This window comes from Leptolyngbya cf. ectocarpi LEGE 11479 (assembly GCF_015207065.1).
Classification (GTDB): Bacteria; Cyanobacteriota; Cyanobacteriia; order Phormidesmidales; family Phormidesmidaceae; genus Leptothoe; species Leptothoe ectocarpi.
On record NZ_JADEXP010000001.1, the window covers coordinates 43,241 to 61,238 of the forward strand.

Genomic DNA, 17,998 nt, shown 5'->3' on the forward strand with positions numbered 1-17,998 from the left:
TAATGGGGCCATGGCGAAAAAAACCAAGAAGAAGAAAAAACTGAAGCAAGCCGTGCTCGGTTTTGGCAGCCAGTCGTTAACTACGGAGCTAGCTCAGGTTGAGGCTCTGCTGCGTCGAGAGCAATGGACAGAGGCTCATTCTCTTCTAACCCGGCTAAAAACTGCTCATCCTGAGAACCTGGATGTGTTGACCTCTTTGCTAGAGGTTTATTTCGAGCTGGGACAGCTACACCAGTATCAGGCTACCTGCGTAGAATTTTTGGCCCTCAAACCCAACGATGCCAGGGTGAATTTTTTGCTGGGGTATGCCTATGTGCTCAACTACTATCCTCTGCTAGGAGTACAACAATATCGCTATGCTATTGAGCGCTGGCCCGAGCACGTGGGTAGTGTTGAAGGTAAAGAACATCTAGCCATGATTGAGCCCAATTTATCGGACGTTCTGGATGGCATGGGGCTTAACCATCCGGATGATTGGGAGATAGGCATCCTTTACGAGCAGACCCGAGCCTATACTGAGACCGATCAGTGCCAAAAGGCCATTGCAACGGCCCAGACTCTCCTCCAGCAGCGGCCTGACTTTGTGCCAGGTCACAACAGTTTGGCCACGGCCTACATGGCTAACGATCAGTATGAGGATGCGATCGCAACGCTTCAAACAACATTAGTCACCCACCCAGATAGTATTCTTCTGCGAGCAAATCTGGTGCGTTTTCTCTGTTTACGAGGGAATTTCACAGACGCTGAAACCCATAAACCCCAATTGCTCGCCAACTCCAGCACCGATCTTGACGATCTAACCCGCAAGGCAGAAGCATTAGCCTACCTGGACGACATGGAGGCCATCGTAGATTTGCTGGCCAGCGTACCGCCAGATCCAGACCACGATAATCAACTGGTGGCATCCGGTCTCTTTCACCACTTGGTAGCTGTAGCCCTAGCTCGCCAAGGGAATCCTATAGCTGCCAGAAAACAGTGGAACCTAGCCCTAAAGCTATACCCGGATATGGAGGTGGCCAAAGAAAATCTAGATGATTTTGACATGATGCCCATCTTCAAAGAAGGGCCGTGGCCCTTTGAACTCAACAGCTGGGTGGAAAACGGCACATACCAAAACTTGCGACAGGTGGCCATAGCCATGACTCCGGAACGAGACCCTCAACCGGCCCTGATCGCAGCTGTAGACACATTAATCACAAACTATCCGTTTATCAGCCAGCTAGTGTCAGTATGGCTAAAACGGGGTAGCCCTAGAGCCCGTATGCTAGCCATGGTGATTGCAAAAAGTTGCCCAAATGAGACCCATCTGGCAGCCGTCAATGAATTTGTTGCAGGAACGTTCGGGAGTGATTCTCAGCGATATCACATGGCATCCTACCTGGCCCATCGACAACAGCTCACGACAACCAAGCTTTGGCTCAATGGAGAATGGCATGAAAACCCACCGCTAGCGACCTATGACATTATTCCAGAACCTGTGGGCGTAAAATCCCCAGAAGCAGAAGAATTACTCCACAAGGCCTTAAAAAAGATTGCCCTGGAGTCTGCTAAAGCAGCAGAAATGGCAGAAACCTATTTAAAGCAAGCCTTAGACATAGAACCTAACAATCCTGCCTTACTCAATAATTTGGCCCTAGCTTATACCCACCAGCAGCGATTAAGCGAGTCTCGTCAGCTGACACAGCAAATCATTGACCAGCATCCTGACGATTTGGATAGTCGAGTGGCCATGGCCCAGCTCTATCTACAAGAAGAGAATCTAGAAGCAGCTGAAACTATTATCGATCAGTTACTAAGCCGTTCCAGTTTTACTGAGGACGACTTAGTAAGCCTGATGCTGACCCGCAGTCGATTGCTCATGCTGCAAGGCCAAGAAAATATGGCTCGACTATGGTTTCAGGAAGTACTGCCTACGGTGAGAGAGCATCCATTGTTGCAACAGCTGGGATTTGGGCACAGCGGATAAATTGCCGTTGCTGCCCTGCCAAGGGTAAACTAATGCGCAGCCATCAAAGTTTTACACGCTAGCACCTGTAGATCTTCTGAAACACCCTTTGGGTGAGTGAATAACTAAGCATGTATTAGCTATATCCCGGTTTATAAGCTGAATTTATGCCATTGCTGATTTAGAGGCTGAAATTGCTCTGTCTGAAGGACTGGGTACCAGCATCTTTTGGGTAGAGCCAAACCAGAGATCAGCAATGCCAAATTTATACTCCGCATTTGGAATAGCAAGATTCTCCTTTTTTGGATATCGCTTTTTGAAACCTATGAACTCATCCATCCGGCGTTGGAAACCATTATCGCTGCTGCTCTTTGGGCTATCGCTCCTAGCCGCCGTTACTCTACATTCGTTTAGGCCAGCAATGGCCATGGTTCGGTCAGCTCCGATGCCAGAAATTCGCGGTGTATGGCTCACCACCAACGATACCGATGTGCTGGTGGATCAGCCCAAGTTGCATAACGCCATTGACCAGCTGGCTGAACTCAATTTCAATACCCTTTATCCAGTGGTCTGGAATGGGGGCTACACCTCATTTGATAGTGGAACGGCGCGGCAAGCAGGCATTCAGCACTTTACCCGGCGAGGTATACAGGACTATGACATTCTCGAGGAGTTAACCACCAAAGCTCACAGTCAAGGGATGTCGGTCATACCGTGGTTTGAATTTGGGTTTATGGCCCCCGCTACCTCCGAACTGGCGACCCTCCACAGGAGCTGGCTGAGTGAAAAATCTAACGGTAGCTACATCGACACCACCAGAGAAGGGGGTGACATGGTCTGGCTCAATCCATACAAGCCCGAGGTGCAGCAGTTTATCACCCATATGCTGCTAGAGCTGATCAGTCGCTACGATGTGGATGGTGTGCAATTTGACGATCATTTTATTTTGCCAGTGGAGTTTGGCTATGACAGCTATACCCGCGCACTATATAAAGACGAAACTGGCAAAGACATACCCAACGACCCCCACAATCCTAGCTGGGTCAAATGGCGTGCCGATAAATTAACGGCATTTGTTAAAACCCTGAATGCAGATCTGAAAGCTCGACGACGTGACATTATTTTCTCAGTTGCGCCTAATCCCTACCAATATGCCTACAAGGGCCAGCTGCAAGACTGGCTGACCTGGGTACGTCAGGGATGGGTGGACGAACTCATTGTGCAAATCTATCGCAACAATCTGGATAGCTTTCGTCAGCAGCTCTATACGGCATCCGTACGGGAAACCCAGCAAAAAATTCCCACAGCAGCGGGAATTCTAACAGGACTTAGAAATTCGCCTGTGCCCATTAGATTTATTGAGTCAAAAGTGCGGGCAGCCCGTGCGTCTGGATTGGGTGTGACATTTTTCTTTTATGAAAGCCTTTGGGAAGATGCGCCTGAACCGGCAGATACACGCCAGGCAAGTTTTAAGGAGCTGTTTGCAACACCGGCCCAGCGGACGGAGCATCGGGCGAATTCCCGTCTACCCGCGCTATCCTAATAACCTGTAACCCATAGTTGTTAGTGATAGCTTAATGGCAGTATCAAACCAGCGTGTTGTGATTTTGGGCGGTGGCTTCGGCGGCCTCTATACGGCCTTGGCCCTGAGTAAACTGCCATGGGATAAGACAGCAAAACCAGAAATCACACTGGTAGATCAGCGAGATCGCTTTTTGTTTGCCCCGTTGCTATATGAGTTGGTAACTGACGAGCTGCAAACGTGGGAGATTGCCCCCCCCTATACAGAGCTGCTAGCAGGGACCGGCATCCAGTTTCACCAGAGTGGCGTAGCGCATATCGACACTGGGGCAAATTCAGTCTGTTTGCAAGATGATACTGTCCTGCCCTACGACCGGCTGGTACTGGCTCTCGGGGGTGAAACCCCGATGGATATGGCATCGGGTGTCAAGGAGCATGCGATCGCATTTCGCACCCTTAACGATGCCTATACCCTCAAAGAACGTCTGCGTGTCATAGAAAGCTCCGATGCCGATAAAATTCGGGTGGCTGTTGTCGGCGGCGGCTATAGCGGCGTAGAGCTAGTGTGCAAACTTGCAGAGCGCCTCGGGGAACGCGGTCGTCTCCGCATTGTCGAGCACGGTACGGCCATCTTGCAAAACTCCCCAGAGTTTAATCAAAAAGCCGCCCAAGAGGCCCTCACCGAAAAGGGGGTTTGGATCGATTATGAAACCACTGTCACCGAAATCGGCGTAGACACGATCTCACTCAAGTACAAGGATGAAACTGATGTGCTGCCCGTGGATCTCGTACTCTGGACCGTCGGCAATCAAGTCAATCCCCTCATCACCAGCCTGCCCTTCGAAAAAAATGAGCGTCAGCAGCTCAAAATTCAACCCACGCTACAGCTGGTGGGTCAAGCGCATATCTTTGCCCTAGGTGACCTAGCCGATGGCAAAGATGCCGATGGCAACAAGGTACCCACCACCGCCCAAGCGGCCCTGCAACAGGCCGACTACACCGCTTGGAATATTTGGGCATCGCTGACGGGGCGCCCTCCTTTACCCTTTAGATATCAACACCTCGGTGAAATGATGACCCTGGGTAGTGACACGGCCACACTGACCGGACTGGGGCTAAAACTGGACGGCACCGCAGCCCATATTGCTCGACGCTTAACCTATCTCTATCGGATGCCCACCTTTGAACATCAGCTACGGGTAGGTCTCAACTGGGTAAGTCAGCCGTTGAGAGACCTGTTATCAGTATCCTAAAGACTGGTGTTTAGGATAAAGCTCTCTATGGCACAGCCTAAAGTTATCTTCCTCGATGCGGTCGGTACTCTCTTCGGTGTTAGAGGCAGCGTTGGCGAAGTCTATCAAACCCTGGCGCAACAGGCAGGGGTAGACGCATCGGCCAAGGGCTTAGACCAGGCCTTTTACCGCAGCTTTGCGGCAGCTGATGGGATGGCGTTTCCCGATGTGTCAGCTGTAGAGATTCCCCATCGTGAGTATTTATGGTGGTTGGACCTAGCCAAAGATACGTTTCAACGAGCAGACATCTTGAGTCAGTTCTCTGATTTTGAGGGCTTTTTTGAAGGGGTTTATCAGCACTTTGCCACAGCTGAGCCTTGGGAGGTCTACCCAGAGACCGTGAGTTCACTTCAGCGCTGGCAACGTATGGATATTACCCTGGGAATTATTTCCAACTTTGATTCACGGATCTACGCGGTACTCGATGCGTTAGAACTGCGCCAGTATTTTCAGACGATTACTATCTCCACTGAGGCGGGGGCCGCCAAACCCGATCCGCTGATTTTTACCGCTGCCCTGCAAAAACACAGCTGCAGCCCCCAGGATGCGTGGCATGTGGGTGATAGCCGCAAAGATGACCTCAAAGGGGCTCAGGCTGCTGGTCTACGTGGCATCTGGCTCAAACGCCCCCAGCAAACCAGTATCCAATCACCCGTTTTACGATAGAGACACCTCTGCCACAGTCAGCGTCCACTCTCAACGGCTGACCTCGTACCCTGTCATTTTGACTTTAGGTTTATTATGATCCGGCAAGGTTACCCTTACTGAAGAGGCATAGGAAATCTAGATCTATGCGATCGCTACCCTAAACTAAAGATTGAATTTGGTCTGGAGAATTCAGCCCACGCTACGCTTGTCGTTAACACCATCCCATCGTTTCTGGTCGTCAACTGTGTCTCAAAAACAGCAAAATCCCTGGATCGAAGGTCTACAGACTATTGGACTCAGCGTTGTACTCGCCCTTGGCATTCGCCAATTCGTGGCGGAAGCCCGCTATATTCCGTCCGAGTCCATGAAACCCACATTACAGATCAATGATCGCCTGGTGATTGAAAAGCTCAGCTATCGCTTTCAAGAGCCTCAACGCGGTGACATTGTCGTTTTCTGGCCACCGTCAGAAATTGTGCCCGCTGGCCAGAAACGAGATGCATTTATCAAGAGGATTGTCGGGCTACCCGGTGACACGGTAGCGGTCACGGATGGCGAGGTCTTGATCAACGATGAAGTCCAAGATGAAAGCTATATTCAAGCACCTCCTGACTACGAACAGGAGCCCGTCACCATTCCCACAGGCAGCTACTTTGTTCTGGGGGACAATCGTAATGCCAGTTATGACAGCCATGCCTGGGATATTTCTAAACCCTTTGTGCCGGAGGATCAGATCATTGGCAAGGCCGTCGTCCGATTTTGGCCCCTCACCCGGCTGGGTAGCTTAGATTAATCGGTAGTTTGGATTAAATTGATAATGTATTAGGGTGAGCCTACGTTACCGGGGCCAATTTCTGTGGCTAATCAAAATCAAAACATCAAGCATTCAGAGACAAAAGGTTCAGATCCGAATATATGGCTCGAAAGTGTACAAACAATCGGTCTTAGCGTAGTTCTAGCCCTAGGAATTCGTCAGTTTGTGGCCGAGGCCCGCTACATTCCGACGGGCTCGATGGAACCGACTCTGCAGGTTAATGATCGCTTGGTCGTCGAGAAGATTAGCTATCTTTTCACCGTTCCCGATCGAGGCGATATTGTTGTTTTTTGGCCCCCCGAAGAATTAACCCCTGCAGGCCAGCCCCGCAACGCGTTTATTAAACGAGTGATTGGCCTACCTGGGGATACGCTAGCAGTTACAGATGGCCAAGTATTCATCAATGATGAACCTATTGATGAACGGTATATCAAAGCACCTCCCAACTATGAGTGGGGGCCTAAAACTGTTCCTAAAGAGAGCTATCTTGTTTTTGGAGACAACCGCAACAATAGTGTTGACAGCCATGCATGGCCCCGTCCGTTTCTACCAGAAGATCAGATTATTGGTAAAGCTGTGGTTAGGTTTTGGCCCCCCAACCGGGTGGGGTTACTCAAACGGGATTAGACCCAAATGTGTTTGGCCTGCCCCTGGATAGCTTGATCCCCGTAGGGCGTGTTGAGTATGTCACAGCCTAGGATTTCTGACGTGGCTGTCCAAGTATGGTTCGGGTCAAATAAGACTAGATTTGCAGGCGAACCGATCTCGATCGATGCGGGTTCCAGACCTAGACACTGAGAGGGTTGTAGGCTGAGATAATTCCATAGCTGTAAGGCGCTCCACCGTTGGGTGGCCACAAACGTTTGCCAGAGAACAGGCAAGGCTAACTGTAGACCGACGGTCCCAGGCGGGGCAACGCTAAAGGGAACGGCTTTTTCTTCATAGGTATGGGCACAGTGATCGACTGCGATCGCATCCAATGTCCCATCCTCTAACCCAGCAATCAGGGCTGAGCGATCCTCAGGCGTACCTAGCGGTGGTGCTAACCGCAGGCTGGGGGCATAGCTGTCTAACTCAGCGGTGCTAAAAAGCAAATGCAGCCACGTCACACTAGCCGTAATCGGCAGACCGTCAGACTTGGCTCTACGGATCAGCTCAACACCGCGAGCGGTGGAAATCCGCATCAGATGCACCGGTCGTTGCACCATAGCCACGTCCTCTAGGAGGGCGGTGAGCGGTATGGTTTCGGCAGTGATCGGCAGCCCCGAAAGACCTAAACGAATGGCATCTGGACCATCACGGCAGACGCCAGATTGCGTGCGATCGCACGCCCACAGAGCTAATGGTAGCGACAGCGGCTGAGTATATTCCAATAACCGCTGTACCAGCCGTTTATTAGTCAGAGACTGCCCATCAGCAAACCCCACCACCCCCGCCGCGCTCAACTCCATCAAATCCGTCAATTGCTCACCCTGGGTGCCTCGGGTAATCGCTCCCCAAGGGAGCACTTGCGGCTCGCCCGCACCGTGGGTCAGACGCAGCATGAGCTGAGCCGGACTGTCCATCGCAGGCACCGTATTAGGCAAAATCCCCACTCGAGTAAACCCACCCTGAGCCGCAGCCTGCAGCAGCTGTTCTAGGGTCTCTCGCGATTCGTGACCGGGTTCACCCGTTTGGCTATACAGATCCACCAGCCCCGGCCCCAAAACACAACCCTGGCCATCAACCTCGCAGATACCATCATCAATAACATCGCCAGCGATCTCAAGCGACGGCCCCATCGCCTGGATGACGCCATCGCGTATCAATACATCCCCAAGCTGATCGCGCTGATTTAGCGGATCCAGTATGCGGACCTTTCGTATCCAGCTATCCATGATTTTTAGGACTTCTCAACCGTTACCTCACAGCGCACCCGCTGCCGTCGTATCAAATAGACTTCCCGACAGGTGAACCGTAATGTTCGCTGCACTCAACATCGGCTCACTTCCCACCCCGTCCGGATAGTCAATAACACTGACCGCACCATTCCCCTGCTTAAACTGCCAGAATGCCTCGGGACCCAAACCTGTCACCTGACACAAAATACATTTATTGATAGCATCGTGGGCTACCACAAGGATAGTTTTAGGCGTGTCTTGACTGTATTTAGCAACAATTTCCTGCCAGGCGGCCGCTGCTCGATCCCACACATCTTGCAAATTTTCACCCTCGGGCATCTGAACTGTTTCAGGCTTAGTCTGCCAGTCCACCAACATGCCAGGAAAACCCGCCTCAATCTCATGCTCGAATTTGCCTTCCCACTGGCCGTGGCCAATTTCCCATAGCCCTTTTGTAACCGTCAAAGACACCTCCCGATGGTGCTGCAAAATAATCTCAGCCGTCTCCTTTGGACGCATCATGGAACTAGAAACCGCACTATCAATGGGAATAGCTTTTAAAAATTCACCGGCTTGTGCCGCTTGCACCCGACCATTTTCGTTTAAGGGAATATCGATTTGCCCCTGAAAACGGGACTCGCGGTTCCAGTCGGTTTCTCCATGGCGCACTAATAATAAACGAGGCCCTTTGAACCCACTACGTAAGACCGGTATGGGCGCTCCCGTATGACTTGTTGAGTTCATGGACTCTAATTGAGCATCCTCCCCCCAAGCTCCCGGAAAATTGAGGACGCTAACACCGCAGTTAGCCTGGTACAGACGATTCAGGGCTTCGGGACCCAGACCAATGGCCGTTCCCACTAAGGCGCGGTTAATCGCACTGTGGGCCACTACCAAAACAGTCTGGCCCTGATGCTTGCTCAGTAGGTCTTGCCAAAACGCGATGGCCTGTTGCCAGACAGCCCGCACGGGATAAAAATCTTGGGTCGTACCATCAGCTTGAGGCACAGACATTTTGAACTCCTGGGGCTGATGCCGCCAAGCTTGATATTCTTCAGGATACTGAGCTTCAATATCTGAAAATGCCATCGCCTCCCATAGGGGAAGACTAATTTCCTTGAGTAAATCAGTAGGCTGTGGTGTATCATCCCACCCCATGGTCTGGGTAATCAGAGCCGCTGTTCGGGCAGCCCGCTTCAGAGGACTGCAATAGGCGACATCAATGGCAATACCTTTTAACAACTGGCCCACCTGAGCTGCCTGATGCTCTCCTTTGTCAGTCAGCAGTGACTCATCATGGTGCCCTTGAACAATACGCTTCACATTAAATGTACTTTCACCGTGCCGAACCACAATTACACGCGTTTTCAAGGGTCTATCCTCTCTCAACTGTACTGCGCTAGGTCAAACAGTGTTGATTGTACGTGAATTAACCGATTCATGGGTAAATGTCCTCAAGCTGGCACCTGCCAGCAACGTTATGGCAATTTGCGTAGATCATTCAGAACTCTGGCGGATGCCCACCTGTTTTCTTGAGGTTGTCATAATTTAGAGTCATTCCATCTTCAGGCAAACTTAAAATTCTTGACCTTCTAAATTCCACAGGCAACCGTTAGAATCACATCAAGTCTTATACATATGAGCTAGATAGCACTGATAAAAAGGCTTTAGAGACTTCACACTCTTTTTTAGAACTAAAGTATCTAACATCCATATTTTTACGCTAACACTACCTGTTCAGCCTGATGAACAATGAAAGTATTCTCACGACAAGTCATCCTTATGAATTTTGCTAAGACTCTTTGTGGGCTCAATAACAATGGTCAGGGTAACGAAGATAGCCAGTCCTCTGCTGAGGGCAAGCAGCCTCAAGATAATACGATGGCCTTGGTCTATCCTGACGGTCGTGTCACTAACGTAAAAGTGCGCCCGAAAAAATCTTATTCATAGAACCAGAAATAACATCGTAGTTTGTGTAGTTTGTCTCATAGATGTCATTACCCCAGGTCTTACGCCAGCTAACTAACATTTTCCTGAAGGCCCCTTGTCCCTTATGCCACCGTTCTGCCATAGAGGTCATGTGTGCAGACTGTCATCGACAGCTTTTAGCCTGTCAGTGGACAGAGTCTACCCGAGGTAGTGCGTTATCTGCAGGTAACTTGACACTGTCTGATAATGTACTACCTGTCTCATCATGGGGCGTATATCGTGGCGTCCTCAAGCAAACGCTAGCCTTGCTCAAATATGGCCAACAGGCCAACCTAGGTATTTGGTTAGGCTACCAGTTAGGTAAACATTGGCAGACAAGCAGATTTTCCCATCCTCAGAACCCAGTCGTGGTCCCCATACCGTTGCATACTACGCGCCTCAAGCAGCGGGGATACAACCAAGCAGCCCTGATCGCTCAAGGCTTTTGTCGAGTAACAGGGTTCTCACTAGCAGAGCATGCTCTTGTCCGCACTAAGGCCACCAATGCGATGCATAGTCTAGGGGTCCATGAGAGACAGGCCAATCTGACGGGGGCATTTCAGCTTGGAACGAAATTACCGTCTAGGTTTCGACCTATTTTATTTATTGATGATATCTATACAACAGGGACCACAGCCCATGCTGCGGTTTTGCCTTTGGCCGAGGCCGGGTATTCTATCAGCGGTATTACGACTGTGGCTCGAGCGGTTTTTGCATCCCCATCGGCCAGGTAACTAATACTCTGCCATCTTGATCGAATACTAGGCTCGCGTCTAAACCCGTAATTTGTTCAAACTGCTCAGGTGTCAATATCGTCTCTATCGCGTCAGCAGCTAAGGGTTCTGGCTGAGGATAAATGTCTATATCAGACTGCCAGGAGCGCAGTTTTTTATGTACTCCCTGGATAAAGGGCATCCCTTTTTTCATGGGAATTTCTGACCACCCTCTGACCAGGGCTTCGGTTAGAGCTAACTCTACTAAAGATTGAGGATAGGTTGCTAAGAGCCCAGTTAAATAATCTGCAAACAGCTTGCCATCGCTACCGTCTAGCTGATAGCTATCGACAATATGCTGCACTCGCTGACGAATGATGTGTGATTGGATATCCATGGGTCTAGGGCTTAAAAAGTGGCAATGGATTCAAGCTGACATGGGGAATAAAGTAATACATGAAACCCTGGAAAACGTAAATCTCCAAAACTTAAAAATAGCCTTTAACTGATTAACTATTCAATATAAATAGTTTTACAGAAAGCGCCATTAAGAGCGATCGCAACCATATTAAATACAATGCCAACAGCTAACGAGCCGATTCCTTTTATGGTGAAATCGTTATCGCTTCTAACGGTTCGGGCAACTTAGGAAAGGATATTTCTGACTGTCCTGTAGGTAATGGCTAGGGCATGTAGTCACATTTCCATAATTTTTGAGCGTTACTATTCCTGGATAGTTAGTGGCCAAATAATAGGAAATTTCCGTAGTTTTTACCGGTAAGTCCATAACCGGGCCTCCAAAAATATGACTGAGTCTGTATTGAATACGCTGCCGTTAGAAGACGGTCTGTCAGTAGCCACACTGATTAAAGCTGTAAAAACAATTCTTCAGACCCAGACTAATGGCTATATCTACTTAAAAACGGTCACTGGGGAACAATGGTGGCTTGATTTTCGCGTGGGACGGCTGCTGTGGGCTGGGGGTGGCCAGCATCGATTTCGACGCTGGCAGAGACTGCTAAAAGCACACTGTCCAGATTTGCAGCCTAGTGAGGTGCGGCTACGGGAGCCCGAATTGTTTGACCATTGGGAATATGTGGCGCTGTCAGTGTTGTTACAGCGGCAGCAGCTGCATCGTGAAATTGCGATCGCAATCATCCAGGCCACCTTATCAGAAGTTCTCTTCGATATTTGCCAAGTGGTCGATGACATTATCCACATTGCCCACACCACCGATCGGCAATCCCGCTTACCTCAACCCATGGCCATTCTTAGCAGCACAGGGCTGTTTTACAACGTCAAAACTGAGCTGCAATCATGGCGAGATACAGACCTGGGTAAGACATCCCCCAATTGGTCACCTATCATTATTGACAATGAGCGGCTTAAACAATGTACTCAGCCCCGCACCTATCAAATTCTAAAACGGTTGCTCCAAGGCAATCGTTCATTACGGGAGCTGAGTCAGATCACAGGCCGGGATGTGTATGCCCTAGGACGAATGTTGGCGGGATATGTAAAACGAGAGATCGTAGCCTTCAATCCTATTGACGACTTACCTAGTCCCCATGCCTCAATGGCACCAAAAGTGCCCCGTCAAATTGCCCAAAATTTACCCCTGGTTTTTTGTGTTGATGACAGCCCTCAAGTCGGCTACCTCATGGAAGAGGCTCTGCGTCCAGCAGGGTACCGCTGTATCAGCATTCAAGATTCTATTCAGGCCCTAGCTCAAATCATTCGCCACAAGCCCAACCTCATCTTTCTAGATTTGATCATGCCCGTAGCCAACGGGTATGAGATTTGCAAACAAATCCGTCGGGTCAAGGCATTTCACAAAACCCCCATCATAATTTTGACCGGTAACGATGGTCTTGTCGATCGCATGCGGGCTAAAGCCGTGGGGGCGACGGATTTTATGGCTAAACCCGTCGATCCGATCAAGGTGATTGAAATGGTCAGGCATCAGCTAGCCAATCTGGATGACAGCCTCGAAATCCATTGAAAAATCATGCCTAACTTACTTTATGCAAGACGCGATGACTGAGTGTGGAGGCTACGGCAATGCGATCTCGACCGCAGTGTTTCGCATCATACAGGGCAACATCAGCCGCTTTAACTAGACTGGCAACAGACTGGCTAGGTTTAGGGATAAAGCTGGCTATCCCTAAACTGACAGTCACCACCTGACAGGGCAGCCTCGACGTGCGGTGAGGAATGTTCAGAGCCCGGATGCGATCGCAAATTTGACGAGCAGTCATGAGCGCCGTCGGTAAATCCGTGTTAGGAAAAATAATCGCAAACTCTTCCCCTCCATACCGAGCGACCCATCCCAAAGACTGTCGCAAAACATAGCGCAAGGTTTTCGCCACATCCTGCAGACACTGATCGCCAGCCTGATGCCCATAGGTATCGTTGTAATCTTTAAAGCAATCAATGTCCAACATCACTAGGGACAGTCTGGAGCCCTTCCGAATTGTCTGCTGCCACTCCAGATTTAATCGCTGATCAAACGAACGCCGATTAGCCACCTTGGTCAAACCATCTAAATTCACGAGGGCTTTAAGCTGCAGGTTCTCAGCCTCTAACTGTCGGTAATGTAGAGCTGGTGAGCGAACAGCCCGACCATGACGACTAAAAAATAATCGGTATAGCTCACAGGCCGGACGACAGGCATGCCCCTCTAAGCGCACCAGCCCCAGACTAGCCAACTGCCTGGCAGCGGTGACATCTATCTCCACAGGCTGTAACGCCATCATCACTTGATTGAGCGCCTCGATCAGGACAGGACATTGACGTATTTCATTTAAACAGCCATGTAGGTGTTGGCTATAAATACCGGCAGGAGTGGGCGCATCTGCCAGCAACTGAGGAAGAGAAAACTGTCGCTGCGCCAGGTAGTACAGCGCCATAGACACTAAATAGGGATGTCCCCCTACCAACGTCATCAATGCATCTAAATCTTTACCCAGACATAGCTGATAACGCGTTGCCAACACCTGCACTTGCTGAATCGTAAAGGGAGTTAGCTGAATGGGTAAACCCACATTAAAAGGTGACTGATGCAGTTTTAGCGGCACATAGATATCGGTAGAATGCACCACCACGGTACGTAGCCTAGCAAACGCATCGTTATACCTTCCCTGTTCATACCAAACCCGCAGCAGGGGTAAAAAGCCACTGGCAATATCAGCGTGCTTTAAAACCTGATTGACCTCAGTTAGGGCCAACACAATCGGCGTATCGCTCGCGGTGAGTATGTACTCTTCAAAATAAATTGTGCAACTTAGTTTTGCACCAATTTCATCATCCCAATAATCTGCTAGACGAGGCGGCAGTTTAAGCGCCCTAGCTACAGCCATACAGAACCAGCGTAGAAACCGAGAAAGGCTACTATAGACACTTACATCAGCACTTTGAAAGTCAACTAGAGCCCTTTGGTAGCCCAACGTTTCAGCCTGAGCCAACACCCTCACCAATAGGGAGCTTTTACCCATGTGACGGGGCGCTTTAATCCGGGTCAGACTTCCGGGAATAGCGATATTTTGATAGCAGAGGGATTCGATAGGGGGGCGCTCGATATACAATGGCGACCCAACAGCCAAAACACCGCTAGGGAATTCTAAAGGCGTGGTCAGCAACGCTTGTATCTCCTATAGGTTGGGACTAAAACTAGCCGTAATAGAATGCGAATAGTGCTGCGTCAGAATGTTCTCTAAATATTCTCTAGCGGTTATTTTTTGAGAAAATCAACGATAGAAAACACTATTTACTGGATGAGCAACAGCCAAGAGCAAGTAGCAGCAATCTAGGCGCCTCTTGGTTTAAATTGCCCAATTTTACGGAGTCCTAGATCCGTGATTTTTCTTAAATTGACAGGTATGAGTTATGACACCCTCATGGCTACGCTAGGTAATATACGCGTTTGAGTCGATAATATCCTCACCTTTGTTCGTCACTAAGAACAATTGACCAAGAATAAACCAAGATTCCACGGAAAGGGAGCGTATAGAATGTCATTGATTCTATTTATTCTTTAAATTGTTGCGCATAAAATTGTTCATACCGCCCCTGTTGTTCGAGGAGTTCACAATGGGTGCCCGACTCAGCAATTTGACCATTCTCAATAAACAAAATTCGATTTGCTTTGCGTACAGTGCTGAGGCGATGGGCAATGACAAACACCGTACGATTTTCCATAGCCCGTTCTAGGGCCTCTTGCACCAAGGCTTCCGACTCAGAATCCAGCGCTGATGTTGCCTCATCCAAAATCAAGATTCGCGGATTCAACAAAATTGCTCGAGCAATGGCAATCCGCTGCCGTTGACCACCCGAAAGATTCACTCCCCGTTCCCCGACCCAGGTATGATATCCCTGGGAAAACTGTTGAATAAAATCATGGGCATTCGCTACCTGAGCCGCAATCTTAATCGCATCATAGTCTAGTGTTGTTTGACCGTAGGCAATGTTCTGAGCAATGGTGCCTGAAAATAATGTTGTTTCCTGGGGGACAATACCAATCTGACGCCGTAAACTACGCAGGGTCACCTCTCGTATATCAATCCCATCAACTAAAACCTCTCCTAAGTGAGGATCATAGAACCTTGCCAACAGATTAACTAATGTTGTTTTACCGGCCCCTGATGGTCCCACCAGGGCAATTACATCACCGGGATGCACTAGCAAAGAAAGTTGATTAAATACTGGCTTTCCAGAGTCATAGGCAAAACTAATGTCGCGATACTCTACTTTTCCTGTTATGGGTGGCAGTGCTTGAGCATCAGGTCGATCGCGCAGCGTGGGTTTTTCTGCAAATAGCTCAAATACTCTCTCAGCCGAAGCTTCTGTTTGCTTAAAAGCATTGTAATGCTGGGTTGATAGATTAATTGGGTCAATCAGCAGCGCCACTGCTACCAAAAAACTAACAAACTCCTGAGGCTGCAGTCTTCCCAATGCAATCTGCCAGCCCCCCAACAAAAATAAAAACATAATGCCGACAGCTTCTAGAAAGCCTACCACCGGGTACTGAATAGCTGTCAGATGCTCAGTGCGATATTTTGCGGTGCGGTTTTTATCTGCGATCGCACTAAAGCGGCTGACCTCATACTCATCGGCGGCAAAGGCTTTGACAACTCGAATGTTGCCCAATACCTCAGTTAACAAAGAAGAGAGATTAGAAATTTCGTTTTGGCTACGGCGAGAAAGCGCTAACATCCGGTTACCGAAACTCCCAATCAGCCATGCCATCAGCGGTGCAATCAAAAAACCCGCCAGGGTGAGGGGCCAATTGAGATAAAACATATAAATCGGAATAGCAATCAGCTGAAAGATACAGGAGATAAACTGCTGCGACATTTTATAGATCACCTCGCCAATGCGATCAATGTCTTCGGTCAGCCGATATGAGAGATCGCCAGTTTTAGCCGATGCAAAGTAATCAATATTTAGCTGGTGCAAATGGGCATAAACCTTTTTTCTGAGTTCTAAGACCGCTGCTAAAGAGGCCCGAATCGAAAAAACTTTTTCTCCATATTGGAAAAGATTTTGGATCAAGAAAGCCAGGGTAGTAAACCCTAGCCATCTAGCGATATTAGACACCTGCCCCTGGCTAATAAAGTAGGTGACCTGCCCTGCCAAATACGGCAACATAACAGTCGCTAAAACATAGCCAACAATACACACAAACGACCAGCTGAACAATGACCACTGGGGCTTGAGAAAAGGCAACAGTTGCCAATAAACCGAGCGCTGTTGTGGGGCCATAGATGGTTTCTCAAAACTCAAAATTTAAACCTGACGATAATTCAGACTTGATCATTGACTCGTAGCTGTTCTGGCATCAAGTTTTTCCAAGGTCTCTAGAATAATGTTGGCGATGCGGTAGGACGCGCCAAAAGGACCAAATCGTTCTTGCCCATTGGTGATACAGGCATTGAGATAGTCCTCATCTTGAATAACTGTTACAGCATACTGGGCCGCTTCTTGCAAAATGGCCGGTGTGGCCGGTTCTGTACCGATTGTTTTTACAGAGAGGCCTAGCAACCGCTCCTGGGCTTCGGCAAAGGCATAGGTAAACTGGGGGCCTGCACCCGGAATTTGTAAAATTGGTTTGCCAATGGCCATGGCCTGATCCACAGCTAGTCCGGCCATGCCCAAAACCAGGGTGGTCTGACACACAATGTCATTAAAGCGATCGCTAAAACAGAGGACACTGGCGACGGGTTCACCTTGGGCTACATATGTCAGCTTGCCGTCGTCGTGTTGCCAGCCTGATGCGGCCGCGATTGTCTCAAGCGCAACCATCACATCCGGTACGAGGGCAGCTCGAAACTGCACCTGGGGATTAAGCTGGGCAATTTTGACAACAAGTTCCAGCAACAGCTTTAGGTTACGCACAGCTTCAGGCATCCGTGAGCCTGGTAACAGGGCCATCATCGGCTGCCCGGGCGACAGCTGCAGGTCTTTACCTTGAGGCTTTAATCGATCCAGAGAGGGAATCCCGCCAAATTGGGCTTTGGTAAATCCTTGTTTTTGATAGTCTTTCGCCGTGTAGGCATCTCGAGAAAAAAGTGTCAGACAGCGAGGCGATCTAAGGACCGCTTTGAGCACCAGGTCAATGTTGAGGGTGCCTTCGTACATAGCTGACAGTGGAGACGTAAAGGAGATAAAGGGTTGACCACTGAGATAGGCAAAACATTGCCCCACGACATCACCTGTGGCAAAGACCAGAGCGCACTGGGGCGCATAGCGACGGACGGCCTGGAGCTGTCGCCAGGTGGATGTGAGCAACCCCGCCCGAACATCATCAATTAACCTCAGACGGTTAGTGTAGGTAAAGCCCCCTGAGGGCAATGTCAGGGTGGGGGACACAATGGGTACATTGATATTGCGATAGGCATGCCCCTGGCCCACGATGGGAGCGGCGGCAATATCTAATTCGGGCTTTAACTCCCGCAAACTGCGAATAATGTGGGAAGAATGATTATCCTCTCCGTGGCCGTTGCTAATAAATAAAAGTTTGTGGGGCATGGGTAGACGGCAGTTGACCCGAGCTGATCGGCAGAGACTTGGTTGAGTCCATAGTACAGCTTAGAGATCATTTGCCAGTAGATTGAGACTCATTAAGAGATTGTTTATAAGTGTCCCTGACAGCTGTATTTGAAGGGCTTTGGCTTGTGGCACCTCGGCTATACCAGAGGCTGTCGGTCAGAGGATCCCAC

Annotated in this window: 16 protein-coding genes; 9 read left to right on the forward strand and 7 right to left on the reverse strand. The window is 49.4% G+C overall.

Going from position 1 to position 17,998, the window contains the following annotated elements:
• The first annotated feature begins 10 nt into the window (after nucleotides 1-10).
• Complete coding sequence (locus tag IQ260_RS00230; protein WP_193989747.1) at nucleotides 11-1,966, forward strand: tetratricopeptide repeat protein; 1,956 nt, start codon at nucleotides 11-13, stop codon at nucleotides 1,964-1,966.
• Between the two features lie 144 nt (nucleotides 1,967-2,110).
• Here the strand turns inward: IQ260_RS00230 and IQ260_RS00235 are convergent, their stop codons facing one another.
• A complete protein-coding gene (locus IQ260_RS00235) occupies nucleotides 2,111-2,374 on the reverse strand; it encodes a hypothetical protein (protein ID WP_193989815.1) in 264 nt (87 codons plus the stop codon).
• Between IQ260_RS00235 and IQ260_RS00240 the strand changes: the two genes are divergently transcribed.
• The 5 genes from IQ260_RS00240 (at nucleotide 2,373) to lepB (IQ260_RS00260) (ending at nucleotide 6,847) form a co-directional block, all read left to right on the forward strand.
• On the forward strand, nucleotides 2,373-3,488 hold the full coding sequence (locus IQ260_RS00240; RefSeq protein WP_228015299.1) for a glycoside hydrolase family 10 protein: 1,116 nt from the start codon (nucleotides 2,373-2,375) through the stop codon (nucleotides 3,486-3,488). The genes IQ260_RS00235 and IQ260_RS00240 overlap by 2 nt on opposite strands.
• Nucleotides 3,489-3,522: 34 nt before the next feature.
• A complete protein-coding gene (locus IQ260_RS00245; protein WP_193989749.1) occupies nucleotides 3,523-4,719 on the forward strand; it encodes an NAD(P)/FAD-dependent oxidoreductase in 1,197 nt (398 codons plus the stop codon).
• A 27-nt stretch (nucleotides 4,720-4,746) separates the two neighbouring features.
• A complete protein-coding gene (locus tag IQ260_RS00250) occupies nucleotides 4,747-5,424 on the forward strand; it encodes an HAD-IA family hydrolase (protein ID WP_193989750.1) in 678 nt (225 codons plus the stop codon).
• A 226-nt stretch (nucleotides 5,425-5,650) separates the two neighbouring features.
• Nucleotides 5,651-6,199, forward strand: coding sequence for a signal peptidase I (gene lepB / locus IQ260_RS00255; protein WP_193989751.1), 549 nt, complete (start codon nucleotides 5,651-5,653; stop codon nucleotides 6,197-6,199).
• A gap of 63 nt (nucleotides 6,200-6,262) precedes the next feature.
• A complete protein-coding gene (gene lepB, locus IQ260_RS00260) occupies nucleotides 6,263-6,847 on the forward strand; it encodes a signal peptidase I (protein WP_322744862.1) in 585 nt (194 codons plus the stop codon).
• Here lepB (IQ260_RS00260) and IQ260_RS00265 read toward each other — a convergent pair.
• Nucleotides 6,844-8,097 carry a dihydroorotase gene (locus tag IQ260_RS00265; RefSeq protein WP_193989752.1) on the reverse strand — a complete coding sequence of 418 codons (1,254 nt, stop codon included), beginning with the start codon at nucleotides 8,095-8,097 and terminating at the stop codon, nucleotides 6,844-6,846. The two genes, lepB (IQ260_RS00260) and IQ260_RS00265, sit on opposite strands and share 4 nt — an antisense overlap.
• A gap of 27 nt (nucleotides 8,098-8,124) precedes the next feature.
• Nucleotides 8,125-9,471: a histidine phosphatase family protein gene (locus IQ260_RS00270; protein ID WP_193989754.1), complete on the reverse strand. Its 1,347-nt coding sequence runs from the start codon at nucleotides 9,469-9,471 to the stop codon at nucleotides 8,125-8,127.
• A gap of 411 nt (nucleotides 9,472-9,882) precedes the next feature.
• On the opposite strand from IQ260_RS00270, the gene IQ260_RS00275 reads away from it, so the two are divergent.
• Both IQ260_RS00275 and IQ260_RS00280 read left to right on the forward strand, forming a co-directional pair.
• Complete coding sequence (locus IQ260_RS00275; protein WP_193989756.1) at nucleotides 9,883-10,050, forward strand: hypothetical protein; 168 nt, start codon at nucleotides 9,883-9,885, stop codon at nucleotides 10,048-10,050.
• A 128-nt stretch (nucleotides 10,051-10,178) separates the two neighbouring features.
• A complete protein-coding gene (locus IQ260_RS00280; protein WP_193989758.1) occupies nucleotides 10,179-10,802 on the forward strand; it encodes a ComF family protein in 624 nt (207 codons plus the stop codon).
• Here IQ260_RS00280 and IQ260_RS00285 read toward each other — a convergent pair.
• Nucleotides 10,756-11,178: a hypothetical protein gene (locus IQ260_RS00285; protein ID WP_193989761.1), complete on the reverse strand. Its 423-nt coding sequence runs from the start codon at nucleotides 11,176-11,178 to the stop codon at nucleotides 10,756-10,758. The genes IQ260_RS00280 and IQ260_RS00285 overlap by 47 nt on opposite strands.
• 408 nt (nucleotides 11,179-11,586) lie before the next feature.
• Between IQ260_RS00285 and IQ260_RS00290 the strand changes: the two genes are divergently transcribed.
• Nucleotides 11,587-12,783: a response regulator gene (locus IQ260_RS00290; protein WP_193989763.1), complete on the forward strand. Its 1,197-nt coding sequence runs from the start codon at nucleotides 11,587-11,589 to the stop codon at nucleotides 12,781-12,783.
• A gap of 10 nt (nucleotides 12,784-12,793) precedes the next feature.
• On the opposite strand, the gene IQ260_RS00295 is transcribed toward IQ260_RS00290, so the two are convergent.
• The 3 genes from IQ260_RS00295 to IQ260_RS00305 form a co-directional block, all read right to left on the reverse strand.
• Complete coding sequence (locus IQ260_RS00295) at nucleotides 12,794-14,419, reverse strand: AAA-like domain-containing protein (protein WP_193989765.1); 1,626 nt, start codon at nucleotides 14,417-14,419, stop codon at nucleotides 12,794-12,796.
• A gap of 388 nt (nucleotides 14,420-14,807) precedes the next feature.
• The gene (locus tag IQ260_RS00300; protein ID WP_193989767.1) at nucleotides 14,808-16,541 is read right to left on the reverse strand and encodes an ABC transporter ATP-binding protein; all 1,734 of its coding nucleotides are present in this window, start codon (nucleotides 16,539-16,541) and stop codon (nucleotides 14,808-14,810) included.
• Between the two features lie 51 nt (nucleotides 16,542-16,592).
• A complete protein-coding gene (locus IQ260_RS00305) occupies nucleotides 16,593-17,807 on the reverse strand; it encodes a lipid-A-disaccharide synthase-related protein (protein ID WP_193989769.1) in 1,215 nt (404 codons plus the stop codon).
• Nucleotides 17,808-17,998 lie beyond the last annotated feature (191 nt).

Coding starts and splice junctions, on each gene's coding strand:
- IQ260_RS00230 (WP_193989747.1), top strand. CDS start 11: ATGGCGAAAAAAACCAAGAAGAAGAAAAAACTGAAGCAAGCCGTGCTC.
- IQ260_RS00240 (WP_228015299.1), top strand. CDS start 2,373: ATGGTTCGGTCAGCTCCGATGCCAGAAATTCGCGGTGTATGGCTCACC.
- IQ260_RS00235 (WP_193989815.1), bottom strand. CDS start 2,374: ATGGCCATTGCTGGCCTAAACGAATGTAGAGTAACGGCGGCTAGGAGC.
- IQ260_RS00245 (WP_193989749.1), top strand. CDS start 3,523: ATGGCAGTATCAAACCAGCGTGTTGTGATTTTGGGCGGTGGCTTCGGC.
- IQ260_RS00250 (WP_193989750.1), top strand. CDS start 4,747: ATGGCACAGCCTAAAGTTATCTTCCTCGATGCGGTCGGTACTCTCTTC.
- IQ260_RS00265 (WP_193989752.1), bottom strand. CDS start 8,097: ATGGATAGCTGGATACGAAAGGTCCGCATACTGGATCCGCTAAATCAG.
- IQ260_RS00275 (WP_193989756.1), top strand. CDS start 9,883: ATGAATTTTGCTAAGACTCTTTGTGGGCTCAATAACAATGGTCAGGGT.
- IQ260_RS00280 (WP_193989758.1), top strand. CDS start 10,179: ATGTGTGCAGACTGTCATCGACAGCTTTTAGCCTGTCAGTGGACAGAG.
- IQ260_RS00285 (WP_193989761.1), bottom strand. CDS start 11,178: ATGGATATCCAATCACACATCATTCGTCAGCGAGTGCAGCATATTGTC.
- IQ260_RS00290 (WP_193989763.1), top strand. CDS start 11,587: ATGACTGAGTCTGTATTGAATACGCTGCCGTTAGAAGACGGTCTGTCA.
- IQ260_RS00300 (WP_193989767.1), bottom strand. CDS start 16,541: ATGGCCCCACAACAGCGCTCGGTTTATTGGCAACTGTTGCCTTTTCTC.
- IQ260_RS00305 (WP_193989769.1), bottom strand. CDS start 17,807: ATGCCCCACAAACTTTTATTTATTAGCAACGGCCACGGAGAGGATAAT.